At 33.5% G+C, this 15,449-nt stretch carries 11 protein-coding genes; 3 read left to right on the top strand and 8 right to left on the bottom strand.

The genetic code is table 11. From position 1 onward, the window contains the following. Positions 1-6: 6 nt before the first annotated feature. On the top strand, positions 7-993 hold the full coding sequence (gene petA / locus RGRSB_RS00755) for a cytochrome f (RefSeq protein WP_119259402.1): 987 nt from the start codon (positions 7-9) through the stop codon (positions 991-993). 198 nt (positions 994-1,191) lie between these two features. Here petA and RGRSB_RS00750 read toward each other — a convergent pair whose 3' ends face one another. The 8 genes from RGRSB_RS00750 to RGRSB_RS00715 form a co-directional block, all read right to left on the bottom strand. After that, complete coding sequence (locus tag RGRSB_RS00750; protein ID WP_119259401.1) at positions 1,192-2,553, bottom strand: TIGR03279 family radical SAM protein; 1,362 nt, start codon at positions 2,551-2,553, stop codon at positions 1,192-1,194. A 38-nt stretch (positions 2,554-2,591) separates the two neighbouring features. Further along, complete coding sequence (locus RGRSB_RS00745) at positions 2,592-3,215, bottom strand: exopolysaccharide biosynthesis protein (RefSeq protein ID WP_119259400.1); 624 nt, start codon at positions 3,213-3,215, stop codon at positions 2,592-2,594. A gap of 90 nt (positions 3,216-3,305) precedes the next feature. Next, the gene (ahcY, locus tag RGRSB_RS00740) at positions 3,306-4,583 is read right to left on the bottom strand and encodes an adenosylhomocysteinase (protein WP_119259399.1); all 1,278 of its coding nucleotides are present in this window, start codon (positions 4,581-4,583) and stop codon (positions 3,306-3,308) included. A 192-nt stretch (positions 4,584-4,775) separates the two neighbouring features. Further along, complete coding sequence (locus RGRSB_RS00735; protein ID WP_119259398.1) at positions 4,776-5,930, bottom strand: TIGR00341 family protein; 1,155 nt, start codon at positions 5,928-5,930, stop codon at positions 4,776-4,778. A 2,034-nt stretch (positions 5,931-7,964) separates the two neighbouring features. Then, positions 7,965-11,129 (bottom strand): DEAD/DEAH box helicase, encoded by a 3,165-nt coding sequence (locus tag RGRSB_RS00730; protein WP_119259397.1) that lies wholly within the window; start codon positions 11,127-11,129, stop codon positions 7,965-7,967. Positions 11,130-11,466: 337 nt separating this feature from the next. Continuing rightward, positions 11,467-12,864 (bottom strand): collagen-like protein, encoded by a 1,398-nt coding sequence (locus RGRSB_RS00725; protein WP_119259396.1) that lies wholly within the window; start codon positions 12,862-12,864, stop codon positions 11,467-11,469. Positions 12,865-12,963: 99 nt separating this feature from the next. After that, entirely contained in the window at positions 12,964-13,221 is a 258-nt protein-coding gene (locus tag RGRSB_RS00720; RefSeq protein ID WP_119259395.1) for a CRR7 family NDH-1 assembly protein, read from the bottom strand. A gap of 57 nt (positions 13,222-13,278) precedes the next feature. Continuing rightward, positions 13,279-14,160, bottom strand: a complete 882-nt coding sequence (locus RGRSB_RS00715) for a hypothetical protein (protein ID WP_119259394.1) — start codon at positions 14,158-14,160, stop codon at positions 13,279-13,281. Between the two features lie 752 nt (positions 14,161-14,912). On the opposite strand from RGRSB_RS00715, the gene RGRSB_RS09925 reads away from it, so the two are divergent. Beyond that, positions 14,913-15,080, top strand: coding sequence for a hypothetical protein (locus RGRSB_RS09925; RefSeq protein ID WP_172582003.1), 168 nt, complete (start codon positions 14,913-14,915; stop codon positions 15,078-15,080). A gap of 60 nt (positions 15,081-15,140) precedes the next feature. Beyond that, on the top strand, positions 15,141-15,299 hold the full coding sequence (locus RGRSB_RS09920) for a hypothetical protein (protein ID WP_172582002.1): 159 nt from the start codon (positions 15,141-15,143) through the stop codon (positions 15,297-15,299). The last annotated feature ends 150 nt before the right edge of the window (positions 15,300-15,449 follow it).

The following is a 15,449-nucleotide window of genomic DNA, read 5'->3' as shown; positions in this document are numbered from 1 at the left end:
TTAGCAATGAGAACACCCGATTTCTCGGCAATTTGGCAAGTAAGTAAGCAGGTTACAATGCAGATCATCTTGATTGCTTGTGCTACTTTTGCCCTCTATATTTTTAACGATGTTGCTTTTCCCCAAGGGGCTGCTGCCTATCCTTTCTGGGCGCAAGAAACAGCTCCAGAAACCCCCAGAGAAGCAACTGGACGTATTGTTTGTGCCAACTGTCATTTAGCAGAAAAGGCTGCTGAAGTAGAAATTCCTCAGTCGGTTCTACCCGATACGGTTTTCGAGGCAGTGGTAAAAATTCCATACGATCCTAATTCCCAACAAGTGTTAGGAGATGGATCCAAAGGGGGTCTAAATGTGGGGGCTGTCCTCATGTTACCCGAGGGCTTTAAGATTGCTCCATCTGATCGTATTCCTGAAGAAATGCAAGAAAAGATCGGAGAAATCTACTTTCAACCCTACCGTGAAGACCAAGAAAACGTAGTTCTTGTTGGACCTTTACCTGGAGACCAATATCAAGAGATTATTTTTCCTGTTTTATCTCCTGATCCTTCCACGGACAAAACCGTGAACTTTGGTAAATATCCTGTTCACTTAGGGGCTAACCGCGGTCGAGGACAAATATATCCCAACGGACAATCTAGCAATAATAACGTTTTTAAAGCATCCCAAGCTGGAAAAGTTTCCGCCATTAATCAAAATGAGACTGGCGGTTATACTGTGACATTAGAGACGACTGATGGTGACGTAGTAAATACAATTCCTGCAGGTCCTCAGCTGATTGTTTCTAAAGGACAACAAGTTGCAGCAGGAGAAGCCCTTACTAATAATCCTAATATTGGTGGTTTTGGGCAAAAAGACACGGAAATTGTTTTACAAAGTCCCACACGAGTTAAGTGGTTATTGATTTTCTTAGCAGGGATTATGTTAGCTCAAATCCTGTTAGTTCTTAAGAAGAAACAAGTCGAAAGAGTTCAAGCAGCTGAAATGAAGTTCTAAGCTTTTTTGCAACTTTTTCAAAAGTTTCATAAATCTAGATGGACAGGACATTAACCTGTCCATTTTGCTATATTTTTCAATACTAGTTGAGTCTAAAAAATAGATTTAAATTCTAAATAAAGAAACAAAAAAAGTGTAGTTACTTATCAAGTAAATCCGCAAGGGTGGGCTTTTTTTGTATAAAAATACTTCATTTCTCTATCGGTTTGACATAGTAGACGAAGTGGAACTATGTAAACAAATTCCGATAAGTTCTTCAATTCCAGTAACAGGAAAAATTTTAACATTTAATTGTTTAGCTAATTCTTTAACTGTCATATCGTCTAAAAAACAAATATCATTGTGTTTAAGCATAATTGAAGGTAATAAAATCCCATCACCTAAATCTTTTCCTTGTAATTGGGTCAATAAATCTTCTCCTGTCAATAATCCTGTTACTGTTGTTTCTTGCCCCCAATAATGACTCTGCAATGCTTCCAAATTAATTGTCAATCCATCTACTTTATTTAATTCTTGAACCAGGGGTTGAAAAGCCTTTTTCACTGCATTTCCGACGACCCAAGTTAGCTTAACCGACTTATCAACTTTAGCTGGTAACAACCGTTTTGCTGTCGTTTTAAATTCCTGGCAAAATTGACGAATTGAACCGACTCCATTATCACTTTGTGGATAATCTTCATAGTGAGATTCTGGAGGCAATTCTTCTTGTCCAATTAAGAACCATTCATCAGCTAACCAAGCAAAATTACTGTTAAATCTGTGATAAAATTTTTCTTGTAAAGATCGAACTTGTTTAATAACTTCTTTGGCTTTAGTTTTAGTGACCGGAATTAATTCATCTTCTAAAGGACGAAAGCGAGTTAATCCTACTGGAACCACCGCAGCAGAAATAATTGTCGGGATGTCTCCTTGATGAAATAAAGCTAAATCAGTTAAGGTTTTTTCCAAATGAAAACTATCATTAATTCCTGGGCAAACAACCACTTGAGCATGAATTTGTAACTGTCGTTCCTGAAACCATTTAAACTGTTCTATGATTTGTCCAGCACGGGGATTTTTCAGTAAGCGAATTCGTATATTAGCTTCTGTTGAGTGAACTGAAACATACAAAGGAGAAAGACGCATTCTTTCAATACGTTCCCATTCCTTCTTAGATAAATTAGTCAAAGTCAAATAACTGCCATAAAGGAAACTCAAACGATAATCATCATCTTTTAAGTAAAGACTATCTCGTTTTCCTGGAGGCTGTTGATCAATAAAACAGAAAGGACAATGATTATTACATTGAATTAACCCATCAAATAAAGCATTTTCAAACTCTAATCCTAAATCATCATCATAGTTTTTTTTAATTTCTACACGATGAGTTTGTCCCTTATTATCAATTACATCTAATTCTAGATATTCATCAGCACATAAAAACTGATAGTCTATTAAATCCCGCAGGGGAAAATCATTAATGGCAATCAAAGAGTCCCCCACTTCAAAACCAACTTCCTCAGCGATAGAATCGGGGATAACAAAGCTAATTTTAGCGGGGCGAATTGAAGAGTGAGTCATGATCTAAGTATCTAAGTTAATAGGTAATCGTATAAATTTCAACTGCCTAAAAACCATTTTATAAACCTAAAAATCTCTCCAATAACTTCTTTTCCTAAAAAGATAATTAAGGTTGACATAGTACCAGCAATCAGACAAATAACTAGTCCTCCTAGACTAATAAATCCATCATCTTCTTGTAACCCAAAAGCAGTTACAAAAATTCCAATTGCAGGTAGAGTATTAGTTCCGGGAATAGGAATCATCATAAAAATAGACATTAAAGCAATCGCCACACCGATCACAACTCTTCCTGGTAAACTCGTACAAATATAAGTCATACGAGGGCGAGTCAATGTCTCAATTTTTTTTAACCAAGGAAGTCCTTTTTCTAGAAACTTCTGCACTGTCTCTAGTTTAATTGACCCCTTCATTATCCTTTCAGGAAACCAGAGAACTTTATACCCTGCAGCCAGTTGAATGGCCAAGATAAACATTAAAATCCCAAACGGAACAGAGTAACCTGGAGCAGGAACCGGTAAAGCAGAAGGTAAAGCTAAAATAATAAATAAAAATCCAAATATTCGCTCTCCAGCTAAAGATAAAATATCGGCAAGTTTAACATCTGAAGCTCTTTCTTCTTCAAAAAAATAGCGTTCTAATTCTACTGAAAGTTTTGTCATGCTATATCACATTGATCCTCTTGGAAGGTAACTATTGATTATTTACCGTAAATCACTACGGGCGGGAATAACCCACCCATCTTCAGCTGATTAAGTTCCAACAGTCCAAGAATTAATGTACTGGGTTTGTTCTGCAGTTAAAGTATCAATAGTAATGCCCATTGCTTTTAATTTCAACGCAGCAATATCTTGATCAAGTTCTTTAGGGATTTTATAAATTCCTGGTTTTAACTTTCCCTGATTTTTCACTAGATATTCACAAGCCAAGGCTTGGTTAGCAAAACTCATATCCATCACCGCACTAGGATGACCTTCTGCTGCAGCCAAATTGATTAAACGACCCTCCCCTAAGACAATGATAGACTTACCACTGGGTAGTGTATATTTTTGGGTAAAGTTACGAACCTCTTTAACCTCACCCGCTTTTGCCCCTAAAGATTGTAGGTCAATTTCAATATCAAAGTGACCTGAATTACAAACTATTGCGCCATCTTTCATCACCTCGAAATGTTCAGCACGGATAACATGCTTATTTCCAGTTACGGTTACAAACACATCGCCGTGAGTAGCAGCTTCTGTCATGGGCATGACACGGAAACCATCCATAGCAGCTTCAATCGCTTTAACGGGATTAATTTCAGTGACAATAACGTTAGCACCTAATCCACGAGCGCGCATAGCAACGCCTTTACCACACCAACCATAGCCGGCTACAACTAGGACTTTACCCGCTAAAAGCACATTAGTAGCGCGAATAATACCATCAAGTGTGGATTGTCCAGTTCCGTAGCGGTTATCAAAGAGATGTTTGGTATCAGCATCGTTAACGTTCATCGCAGGAAAAGTAAGAACTCCATCATTCAACATTGCAATCAAACGCACAATGCCGGTAGTGGTTTCTTCTGTGGTTCCGATGATATCGTTCATTTGGTGTTGTCGTTCCTTAATCAAGGTAGCAACCACATCACTACCATCATCGATAATAATATTGGGCTTATGGTCAAGGGCAGTTTGAACATGACGGTTATAAGTTTCATTATCTTCCCCTTTAATCGCATAGACAGGAATATCGTAGTTAGCTACTAAACAAGCTGCTACATCATCTTGGGTAGAAAGAGGGTTACTGGCAATAAGTACAGCATCTGCTCCCCCAGACTTTAGGGCGAGTGCCAAACTAGCAGTTTCGGTAGTAACGTGACAGCAAGCGACTAAACGAATTCCTGCAAAGGGCTTTTCTTTAACAAAACGTTGTTGGATTTGCCTAACTACAGGCATTTCTCTTGCAGCCCACTCAATGCGCTGCAGTCCTTTAGAAGCTAAGGAGATATCTTTAATATCATATTTTTGTTGGACTGGAGTAGCTACCATATCTTTTGTTTCCTCGACGAAATAAAATGTTAACTTGCTAATCTAATAACTCAAGTTAACACTTTCTCAGAACTTTTCTAACATAAAAAAACTGCAATCGGGATAGTTAAGATTTAAATTCTGTTTTATTTACTCTACTGACTTCAACTAATAGATTAAGGTTCTGTGACACTTTACGCCTTGACTAGTTCGCTAATCCGAAGGAAATAGCGGCGTTTTGAGATTCTCTTCAACTTGAAACGAAGGAGTCAAAGAAGAGGATGATGAATTACGTTCATTTCGAGGCATTAATGGAGGAGGAAGGGGATTAAAAAGAAAATAGGGAGAGAGTTCCTCTTCTTGATCAGCACGAACTTCTCGTAATTCACTCGCCAGAAAAACTAGCTTAAATTTTTTTCCCAAGGAGCGTTCAAGTAAAGTTTCTACTAAGCGGACTTGATTCGGTGTAACGGGGTTGTCCGCATTTTCTTGAACGGTTAAAAATACAGTAGGCCTTTTCTTACTCCAAGGAGCTCGAGGCCATTGAACCTCAAATTTAATTAGTTCCGTTTGTTGACCGACGGTAATTGTTTTATTCTGAAGAATTTTTTTAATATCAGCTTCAAATCGTTCTTCTTGAATAAGATTCCAAAAACTTATAAACAAAGGAAAAATTAAAAGTCCTGTCATGACGAAAAATCCTCCCAACGCTTTCCCTGTACGGCTATAATTGAGGTAATATCCCCCCAAAGTAAAAATAAATAGAGAAGAAAGGGTAATCCCTAATAAATTGGTTAAATAGAGAAGAAAGGAGCCACTACTGAGTTGCCAGTCTTGTTGAGATAAAGCAATACCTACAACACATAATGGAGGCATTAAGGCTACTGAAATCGCAGTTCCCGCCAACGCGTCGCTGATTTTACGTTGAATTTTAGCAAACCCACTAATCCCTCCCGCCATCACTGCTACTCCTAAATCCGCTAGGTTGGGTTGGGTCCGTGCTAAGATTTCTCCTCCAAAAGAAGCCGCAGGAACCCCGAACAATCCCCCCACTAGTCCTGATATGAGGATCGACATCAGAGTGCCTACACTTAGGGTTAATAAGCTAGTCTCTAAAAGTTTCCCGTTTGTATCCAGTGCACCGAGTGCCAATGCTCTTAGTGGTAACATTAGTGGTGCAATCAACATCGCTCCTATAATTACGGCAGCACTATCCATCAATAGTCCCAAACTAGCAATAATACAAGAACTGAAGGTCAAAACTAGAAAATTAGTCTCGAGTTTGGCTTCTTCTAGAAGTTCCTGGCGCAATTTATATAAAGCTTCTGGTGAAACTCGAGGAATTTTGTTTTTAATCCAAGTTTTCATAGGTTAGCTCGAACTTTCCCTAATTAAGGTTGTTGAGGGATTAGTCAATTATGTAGCATAACTTTAAATTAGTAAAAAAATTGGTTCTATTAAAAAATAATGAATAAAAGATTTTTTGATAAAATCTAAATTTTAGGTAAAAATAAACCAAAATTTTACCCCAAGTTATTAGTGTTACTTATGTAGTACTTAATTATCTAACTTGTGTTATTAAGTCCAAGTTCAATAGTTATTCTACTAGTCGGAGACAATAGGTTTTTGAGTGAATTATGATTTACGAAAATCTGCTGTTTTCAAGTAAATTATCAACTATATACTAGCTTTAACTATACTCATATTCCTGACTATTTATTTTTATAATGTCAACTGGTAAGATTATTGTGTTCAAACAATCACTTAGATAGATAATTCTACTCTAGTTTAGGAACTTTAGTTTGTTAAAGACACTTCTAAAGATGTAAATTATCATTTAGAAAAATTAAACTAAAGGGAGTTGTTTAGTATTATTGTTAATTTTTTAGTGTAACCTAAGACGTATTTTTAAATTTTATTTAAAGTAAAAAATTTTTTATTTTATCTGAAAAAATAAGACAATACAAGTACTCTAACTCATGAATAAATTTTTAGTTGGCTTACTTTAAAAAGTATCTTAAGTAGCTAAAATAGTAATTTTAATCATTTTAGAAAATACTCAATAAAAATTGATATTTTCTGTAATTTATTGTCATTCAATTACTAGCAAAATTTATAGAAAATAAGTTAATTATTAGAAATTTACTTTGAGTAGATAAGATTATATGTCAAAGATAAATGTACTGTTAAAGAACATGTAATAAATATTAAAATAGATCTATATAGAATATAAAAATATATGCGGTAAAATTTACGTATAAAATCACAGATAAATTAAAATAACTAATAATTTATAAAACTCCTTTTATTTCTAAAATAATAACAAAAAAATATTATCTAATGTTAATAAATTTATATTAAGAAGTAACTTTATAAGTTAGAGAAATAAAAAAATATAAATCAATAGTAAAATAGTTAATAACTCAGAAAAAGTAGATTATAATCAATATCGAAGAGGCTAGTATAAGTTTTGAAACCCTCTATTATAATACTATCGATTGATTAATATTTTAAGCTTAAGAAATAGCAGATATATTTTATATACCCGAATGGGTTAATACTCAATTAAATTAATTTAACAAACTAGTAATTAAGAAACTAAAGAGTTTAAAAAATATAATTTTACAGAATCTCTCCTGTGATAAAGTTTACCTTAAATAAAGGTAAGTATTTCTTAGCTAAAAACAAAAATATAATTTTATTGAAATTTTATTTTCAGAGAATATAAGTCCTGAAAAATGGAAACCCCGTATACCAAAAATGGATGTATTTAAATCATACTATTTAATTTTTAAAAGCTTATCTATTACACTTAAAATTTAAGTTTCTTTAGAAAAAAAATTAATTGCTCTAATAATCTAGAGTTATGAATAGCAATACATCTATGGATTTATAAAACTCTTGATAAAAGAAACCTTATGGGATTAAACTCAAAAATAAGTACAAAGCAGCTAAATTTAATTAGTGAATACTTAGCTAAAAAGTAAGGTTATTTAAAATAAGTTTGGTTGATAGAAGATTATGGTAGATAGTTTCATCTTAAAAAGAATCTTAAAATAATTACCATAAAATGTTTACTAACTCAAATGATTATTTAAAAAAATAAGATAAAAAAGAAACCATAAAAAATAAAATTCAACTAAAAATAGTAAATTTTTTATGATTTTTTTGAGAGAGAGTATGTTTATCGGACTTAAGATAATTTTTAAAACTTCTATTTTGACTGTATTCTATAAATCTAGAAATTTGGTTTTTTAAAAAATTAAATTGCTGAAAAAAGTAACCTTTACTAAAAAATACTTTTAGCTTTTACATAATTAGTTTATCAAAAAAAATCTTAGCTTTAATTAAATAAAATCTACATTTTATAGATACGGAAATATGCATGGAATTATTTGCTATCTACTCTTCATCAATAATTGCTTTACGATCAAGCAATAATAAAGTTCTTAATTGTTCAGTGTCTAACTTAGTTAGCCAATTTTCTCCTGCGTCAACAGTTTGTTCCGCTAATTGTTTTTTATTTTCTAGTAAATCATTAATTTTTTCTTCTAACGTTCCTGTACAAATAAATTTATGAATTTGAACATTTCGTTTTTGTCCGATACGAAATGCTCTATCTGTTGCTTGATTTTCTACTGCAGGATTCCACCAACGATCAACATGAAAGACATGATTAGCACGAGTTAAATTTAATCCGGTTCCCCCTGCTTTTAAGGAAAGAATAAAAATGGCAGGCCCATTAGGATCATTTTGAAAGCGATCAATCATTTCTTGTCGTTTCTCTCGACGAGTTGCACCATATAAAAATAGAACATCTTGAGAAAATCTTTTTTGCAAATAAGATTGTAATAGTTTTCCCCACTCAGAAAATTGGGTAAAAATTAAAGCGCGATCATCTTCTTCGATCAATTCCTCTAACATCGCTTCTAACCTCATCAGTTTACCAGAACGCTCAGGTATTCTCAGTTGTTTCTCTTTTAAGAATTGTGCTGGATGATTACAAATTTGCTTAAGTTTTATTAATAATGAAAAAATTATTCCTTGACGTTGAATTCCGGTTTTACTCTCAAGTTCATAAAGAGAATTATCTACTAATTCTTGATAGAGTCTACCTTGTTCAGGGGATAACCCACAAAATACATTTATTTCTTGTTTTTCAGGCAAATCTTGTATAATATTTTGGTCGCTTTTTAAGCGTCTTAAAATAAAAGGACGCACTAGTGACCGTAAGATTTGTACAGACTCCCGATCTCCATATTTTTCAATAGGTTCAGCAAAACGACGCTGAAAAAATCGCTGGTTTCCTAAAAATCCTGGGTTTAAAAAATCCAAAATTGACCATAATTCTGACAAGCGATTCTCCACAGGTGTTCCTGTCAAAGCAACTCGAAATTCTGTTTTTAATCTACGAACTGCCTGAGACTGTTTAGCTTGGGGATTTTTAATATTTTGAGCTTCGTCTAAAACTAGTCCTTTCCACTCAACTTGTTCTAAGATTTCAGTGTCTCGATAAACGAGAGGATAACTTGTAATCACTAAATGTTTACTCTTTACTATTTTAGTAAAGGACTTTCCTTTCTTTCGTTTTTCTCCATGATGAATTAAAGTTGATAAGGTAGGAGAAAATTTCTTAACTTCTCGCTCCCAGTTATTTAATACGGAGGTGGGACAAACTAATAATACTGGTTCTCTTAACATCTCTTGTGCTTTTAAATGGAGTAAAAATGCAAGCAATTGAGGAGTTTTTCCTAGTCCCATATCATCCGCTAAACAAGCTCCTAATCCCCATTGTTCAAGAAAAACTAACCAACTAACACCTCTTTTTTGATAAGGACGCAATTCTCCTTCAAATCCTGGAGGATTATTGATTATTTCAATTGATTGATTATTTGTAAAATTATTGATTAATTTTTGTAAAACTCCAGATGTTTTGAAATTAATAACAGGAAGTTTAGCAATCATTTTGTTATCCCCTATACTGAGGCGCAAAGCATCTTCAACTGAGAATTTTAGTTGATTGCAGGAGTCATTAAAAACTGTCTTTACTGCCTGAATGTCAGACGGTTGTAAGGTTATCCATTCCCCATTAATTTCTACTAAAGGAGATTTTTGATACAACAATCTTTCAAACTCCTTTTGGGAAATTATCTGTCGACCAATTACTAGTTGTAGTTTGTAATTTAGTAAACTTTGCAGGCTTAAACGTTCATCTTTTTTCGATTTAACTTCAGCTTCAATACTAATTCCTAATCGGGTTTCTTCTTTTTCTCTGGCTAAACTAGAAGGTAAGATAACACCCAATCCATTATCTTCTAAGATTGTCGCACTCGATTTAATAAATTCATAGACTTGAATGGGATTAAGTTTACAACATAAAGGTTGACTTTCTTGTAAACTTTCTGCGATAGGGGAATAAAGGCGGGAGGCTAATCCTAATCCTTTTAATAAAGTTTCTTGGGGCTTTTCAATAGTTCTCTCTCCCCATGATAATTGTTCAACAGGATTTTCCCAAATAGTCTGAGAATCAACTAAAATTTCTTTATCATCTAGGGCTTGTAAATAATACTTTAGATTCCAGTAAGTATCGGCCAAATTGATAGCTTTTGAGTTAGGAGATTCTAGATAAAAACATACTCTAAATTGATTAACTCCTAAGGTTATATTGGTTGAAGTAACTAAGTATTCTTGAATAGATAAACTCCAGTTATATAAAGCATTTTCTAGCCTTTTAAGAGTATTTTGATAAGCGGTAAAACTAGGATCTATTTCCGTTAAAGATTTTAACCATCGTTGAATTAATAAATCTTGATTAAGCAGAGAACTAGACTGAGAAAATGAACGTATATAAATATTAATGATATTTCTGAGAAAATCTAAAATTAATTGTTGTGATTCTAAGAAATTTGTTTTGATATCTACCTCAGATTCAGTCCCTTTAAGATAAGCTAAGCATCCAATTGGCATTAGTTTACTAAATTTAGAAAGTCGAGTTTGATCGATAGTACTATCTAGGATTAAATACCACTGACTTTGAGGATTTTTCTCTTTTAGAGAAGTAAGTCCTGGCAAAAACTTTCCCCTGGTTAATAAATCGAGACTCCATCGATAAATATGAGACCAAAATTTTAAATCTTCACCTAAATAATTTTCATGATTATCTGAAAACCCTAAGGGCAATTGTCTAAAAAAGTTGATAATTTCTATATCCTTCAAACAAAAACCTTGTATTTTCCAATTTTTTAGAAAAAGAGAATTTTTAGAAATGTTAAAATCACTCGACTCCAATTGAGAAGATAGATAAGGAACATCGATATTTTTACTTTGAATTGTAGTACTAGGTAGATTAATAATTTGACTAGTCCATGTTTCTTCTATTTTAGGAGAAAATTCTAAGTTTTTAGATTTTAATAAATCAATTAACTCTAATTTATTTAGAAGAAAAAGATGTAAATTAACTGATTTATTTAGAGCTCTATCAGGATAATTACTTCGCCAAGTTTCTCCCCAAATAAACAAAAAACTTTCATCTAGTTTGTTAATCCAACTTCCATGTAGAGTAGGCATAAATATTTTTTAAATTATCTAAGTAAGATACTAAAAAGTCTAGTTGACTTTAAATCTATTTTTCTAGTTATTAATGATTTTCTTTGGTTACTTTCATCAAATTAAGAAATAAATTTTGAGTGATTAAAGCAATTTAAACTGGGCAGAGACTCTCAATACTAATCTAAAACCTTTTGCTAGTTACCGTTTCTATTGTACGTCTGTAACGTGTTTATAGCAACGAATATTATTGAAATTAAAATATTCAGTAGTTACTATTTTCTCTCTTTTTTTCTTTAAATTTAACAATAATATTCTTGATTACGATTAGGTAATAGTTCTTTTTAAGTTCTGTGTATTAAAACGGTTTAAGTATATCCTTGACTGTAATGACTTGTTTGGCAGAATAACCTGCAAAAGAACGAAAAGCTAAGACTTTAATTTCTACTCCTAACCCCGATTGAAAATCATTAGGTTTAATAGGTAGCTGTCCAATTTGGATAATAAATTTATTTCCATCGAGTGTTACCAATTCTTCAGGAATTTCTCCTTCATATCGAGTGATATAATCAGAAACAGAGCGAAAACGAGCATCGGAGCGAGTTGTTCTGTAAATGATTTTAAACTTAGTGGCAATCAAATCAGATTGTTGTCCTTTATCGATTAAAGTTAGCTGAAGATTGCTCTTACTACCGGATAATTTTGCGTTCCCTAATTGTGTCGTATCTTCAGCACGAATTGCATTATAAATAATAAATTGAGTCAGGTTATTCCGTTGTTGAGTTGTTGCTTCAATCCAAAGATCATCAGGAATATCAACCTTGATTTTTTGATCTTCTTCTAATCCTAAAGTTATTTTTTGGTTAGCAAACTTAGAAAACCGTTGGGGAGCATTCCATACCAACAGGAATGACCGTTCTATACGCTCAGTAAGAGCTAAATATTGGTTATCAATAATTGAACCAGGAGAAAATAAAGCCATTGCGCCGTTACGAGTTTCCCATTTATTTTTTGAGAGAAGATAACCCTTTTTCTTTAGTGTAGCCATTGTTACAGTTGCAGCAGATTCATCTGGTTCTAAAGGCTTGTCAAAATTAATTAAAGTTAACTTTCCAACAATTCCATCGCGTCCTTTAAGCCCACTTATACCATTGGACCCTTGTCTTCCATCTTGACAGCGAAACTCACGGGTTGTACAACGATAATCAGAATCACCAGGGGTTCCTGTACAAGTTTCTAGACTCCAATAGGAATTGTTGCACTGACAAGCTTTACCACCTCTACCACCAAGTCCGGATTCTCCTCCTTTACCTCCTGCCGCATTGACATAAATTTGCTCAAGATTATTAATATCCGTAGTGTAGATGGTTAAAGACCCTCCGTTACCGCCATCCCCTCCGTTACCACCATTACCACCATTACCGCCACTAGGTGCTCGAAGATTATAGGAGACATCAACTGGTTGGGACTCACAATTAGCAGCTTCTCCATCTTGACCATCCTTTCCCTTTTCCCCGTCAAGACCAGCCAAGTCTAAAGTGAGAGGGGACCCATCAGCAAATAGAGTGAGGTCATCACTATTTTTATTGTTTTGACCGGCTTCTCCAGATTGACCATTTTGTCCATCTTCACCAAAGGACTTAACATCAGCGGACCAAACTATGTCATAACATCCATCATGAATGATTACAGGAGGAATGACAAAAGAACTCGTGAAAAAGACTGTAAATAGTAAAAACTTATCCGAAACATGCATTGATTCGTTATTGATTAACAATGACTAAAATCTTGGGACTGAATCTGATGAATTTTTGTTTCCTGATCATAAATTTGCTCGAGGGAATAATCAGCATAATTATTTTTCTAAGCGAATCGCATACCATTGTAAATAGGTGTTAGGTCCTATATCAAGCTCACAAAAGTTATTTTTTAGATACTCTGCTTGTTCATTAATCAATGGTAATGTTCTCAATTCTTTAGGTAAATTATCTTGGCGAGTTAACAAAATTTTCTTTAGTTTTTCTAAAAGTTCTTGGGTAGTAAAAATTTGTTCTGATTGATCTGCTTCAAGAACAATAAAATTATCATCTTGATATAAGATTGAGTCTACCATCAGTGTTTAAGTTCCTCAATTAAGCTGAATCGTAAGATTTAAATTAATTAGTCCAATTTATCGACGAAAAACAACGATTTTATCTCCTACCACTGGACTACGGGCAATTAAATTTCCTTGAGAATCAATCATCTCTAACTTACGAAAATTTAAATGTTGAGAATTTCTAAAAATATTATTGGCTAATGTATCTTGTCTTTTTGGTGTTAATTGATACCATTGTTCCTTTAATGTTACCATTAAACGACTTACTTCAAAATTAGCTTCAATTAGACCTATTAACTCTTCTGGATATTGATTCGTTAAATCAACGATGTCATGTCGAATTGCTTCGATTAAATTCTGTTCTGGAGTAAATCCAGGTTCAGTAGGTGACAACACTTCTATAGATCGAGATGTTTCGGGCGATTTTAATGAGGGGGAGATGGTCACAATTTTTGGTTCAGAGGTTACGGGATGACTTTCAGCTAAAGAGGTTAAGAGTCGAGGAAATAGTAGAATTGAGGTGAATAAAATTAAACCTAGTATACCAGCTATTATTGTAATAATTGCCCAATTGGATAGGTTATTATTCCAACTAGAGGGCAAAACTAAGCGAAATGCTCTTAAGAAGCTATCCCACCAAGTTCTAAATCCAGCAAAATCTCCAAAATCAGCGGCAGGAATCGATGATGGTTTTGAGAACTCAGACCCAGCCAATTTGTCCCATTTTGGGGTAGTTTCTTTATTTGAGGTTGGAAGTACAACTCCAGAAATAGAGGAAGGGTCAATATCTTCCATAATGGTCTGAGTTGTCTTTACTAGAATTTCTACAGTGTTTGTTGTCGGAAATTTGTCAGGGGATACTCTCTTGAGTATTTCTACAACTTTATTTAGTTGTTGAGCAGTTGTTTCTAATAAAAAAATCAACTGTTCTTTGGATAATTCATTTTCTGGCATTTGGCATTTGTATTGTATTTTTGTTAGTCTCAAGTTATATTACTTGAATATACTCAGCCAGTCTTATTGTATCATAAACACTACCTTGATGGTAAAACCAAACTTTCTAAGGGTAAAAAGTGTAGAAATACTCAATTAACAGTTTTTAACTTTATTGTTTTCTTCACTTTTTTTAACCACCTATTGTACTTATTTCTTAATTAAGAAATAAGCTATTTTTCAGAATTTAAAAATCTAATTAATTACCTTATTTCTATATTTATTAGATATCTCTAAAATAGAAATAAATTTCATTTATATAAGATAATTTTAATGATTTTTTTTAAAAATTTGTTATAGTGTTAGAAACAATCATAACACCGAATAATAAGAACTCGAGGGATATATAAGGAGACATTAAAAACTTGCTTTAAGTCAGCAGAAAGTGCTAGGATATAGCCTAGTAATGGAAATAAAGATCGGTGATTAAGTTTGTTGTTATTATTGGTTAGGTTTCTTCTAGATTAATCGTTGGCAAACTGTTCCCCGGAGTCTTGTCTTGATATTTATGCATAATATCTGATTAAAGAGATTATCCTAATGTCAGTTTTCCTAAGTAATCTCTTCTTCGAGATTACTTAGGAAAACTTAGGGGAGTTCTTCACTGAGTGTGAAACCGTGAATCGAACTTATCTTCTCACAGACTGTGGAACTCAAAGAATGCAGGGGGTCAGCTTTTTAAAATAGCTAATTGTTAAGGAAAAGAAGATGCTATGAGCACTCGGCTTGATGGGGCTGAGTGGGTGGGGCAACAACTTAAGGTGAATAAAACTGGACCTAATGAAAACAGCAAAAGCTTATATGGCGGGAGAGGTCGCAGAAATTATTCAGATCTAAATTTTCTATCTTTAATCCATCAACACTTGGTCGAAGTCAACTAGAGTTAATCTTTAGAGCTGCTTTTTTATGGCCATCCTATCTAACTTACTGAGGAAATCATAGTGGCTAAGCGTCGTAATCTAAAAAAAGAGAAAGCTGAACGAAATCAAGCTTATGCTCGTCAATTTCGTCAGAAATCTTCTAGATTTTCGTCTCGAGGTAGAAACCATGCTGGTAATCAGAACAGCAATAGTAACGAGAGTCAAGATAAAGATGAGTAAACTTATGAATAGAACACTAAGTTTTCTTTTGGTTTAGCAAATATTTAGGTGGGCTGATATTTTTTGAAACTAGTAATTATTTAGTTGATTACAAAAGTTAACATAGCCCACCCAGGTTATCAAAGATTTTTTGAGGCGTATTGGCTTAAG

The sequence above is a fragment of the cyanobacterium endosymbiont of Rhopalodia gibberula genome (assembly GCF_003574135.1).
In the GTDB taxonomy this organism is placed as follows: domain Bacteria; phylum Cyanobacteriota; class Cyanobacteriia; order Cyanobacteriales; family Microcystaceae; genus Rippkaea.
Note: the sequence above shows the minus strand (reverse complement) of the source record. Positions and strands in the feature narration are given on the sequence as shown.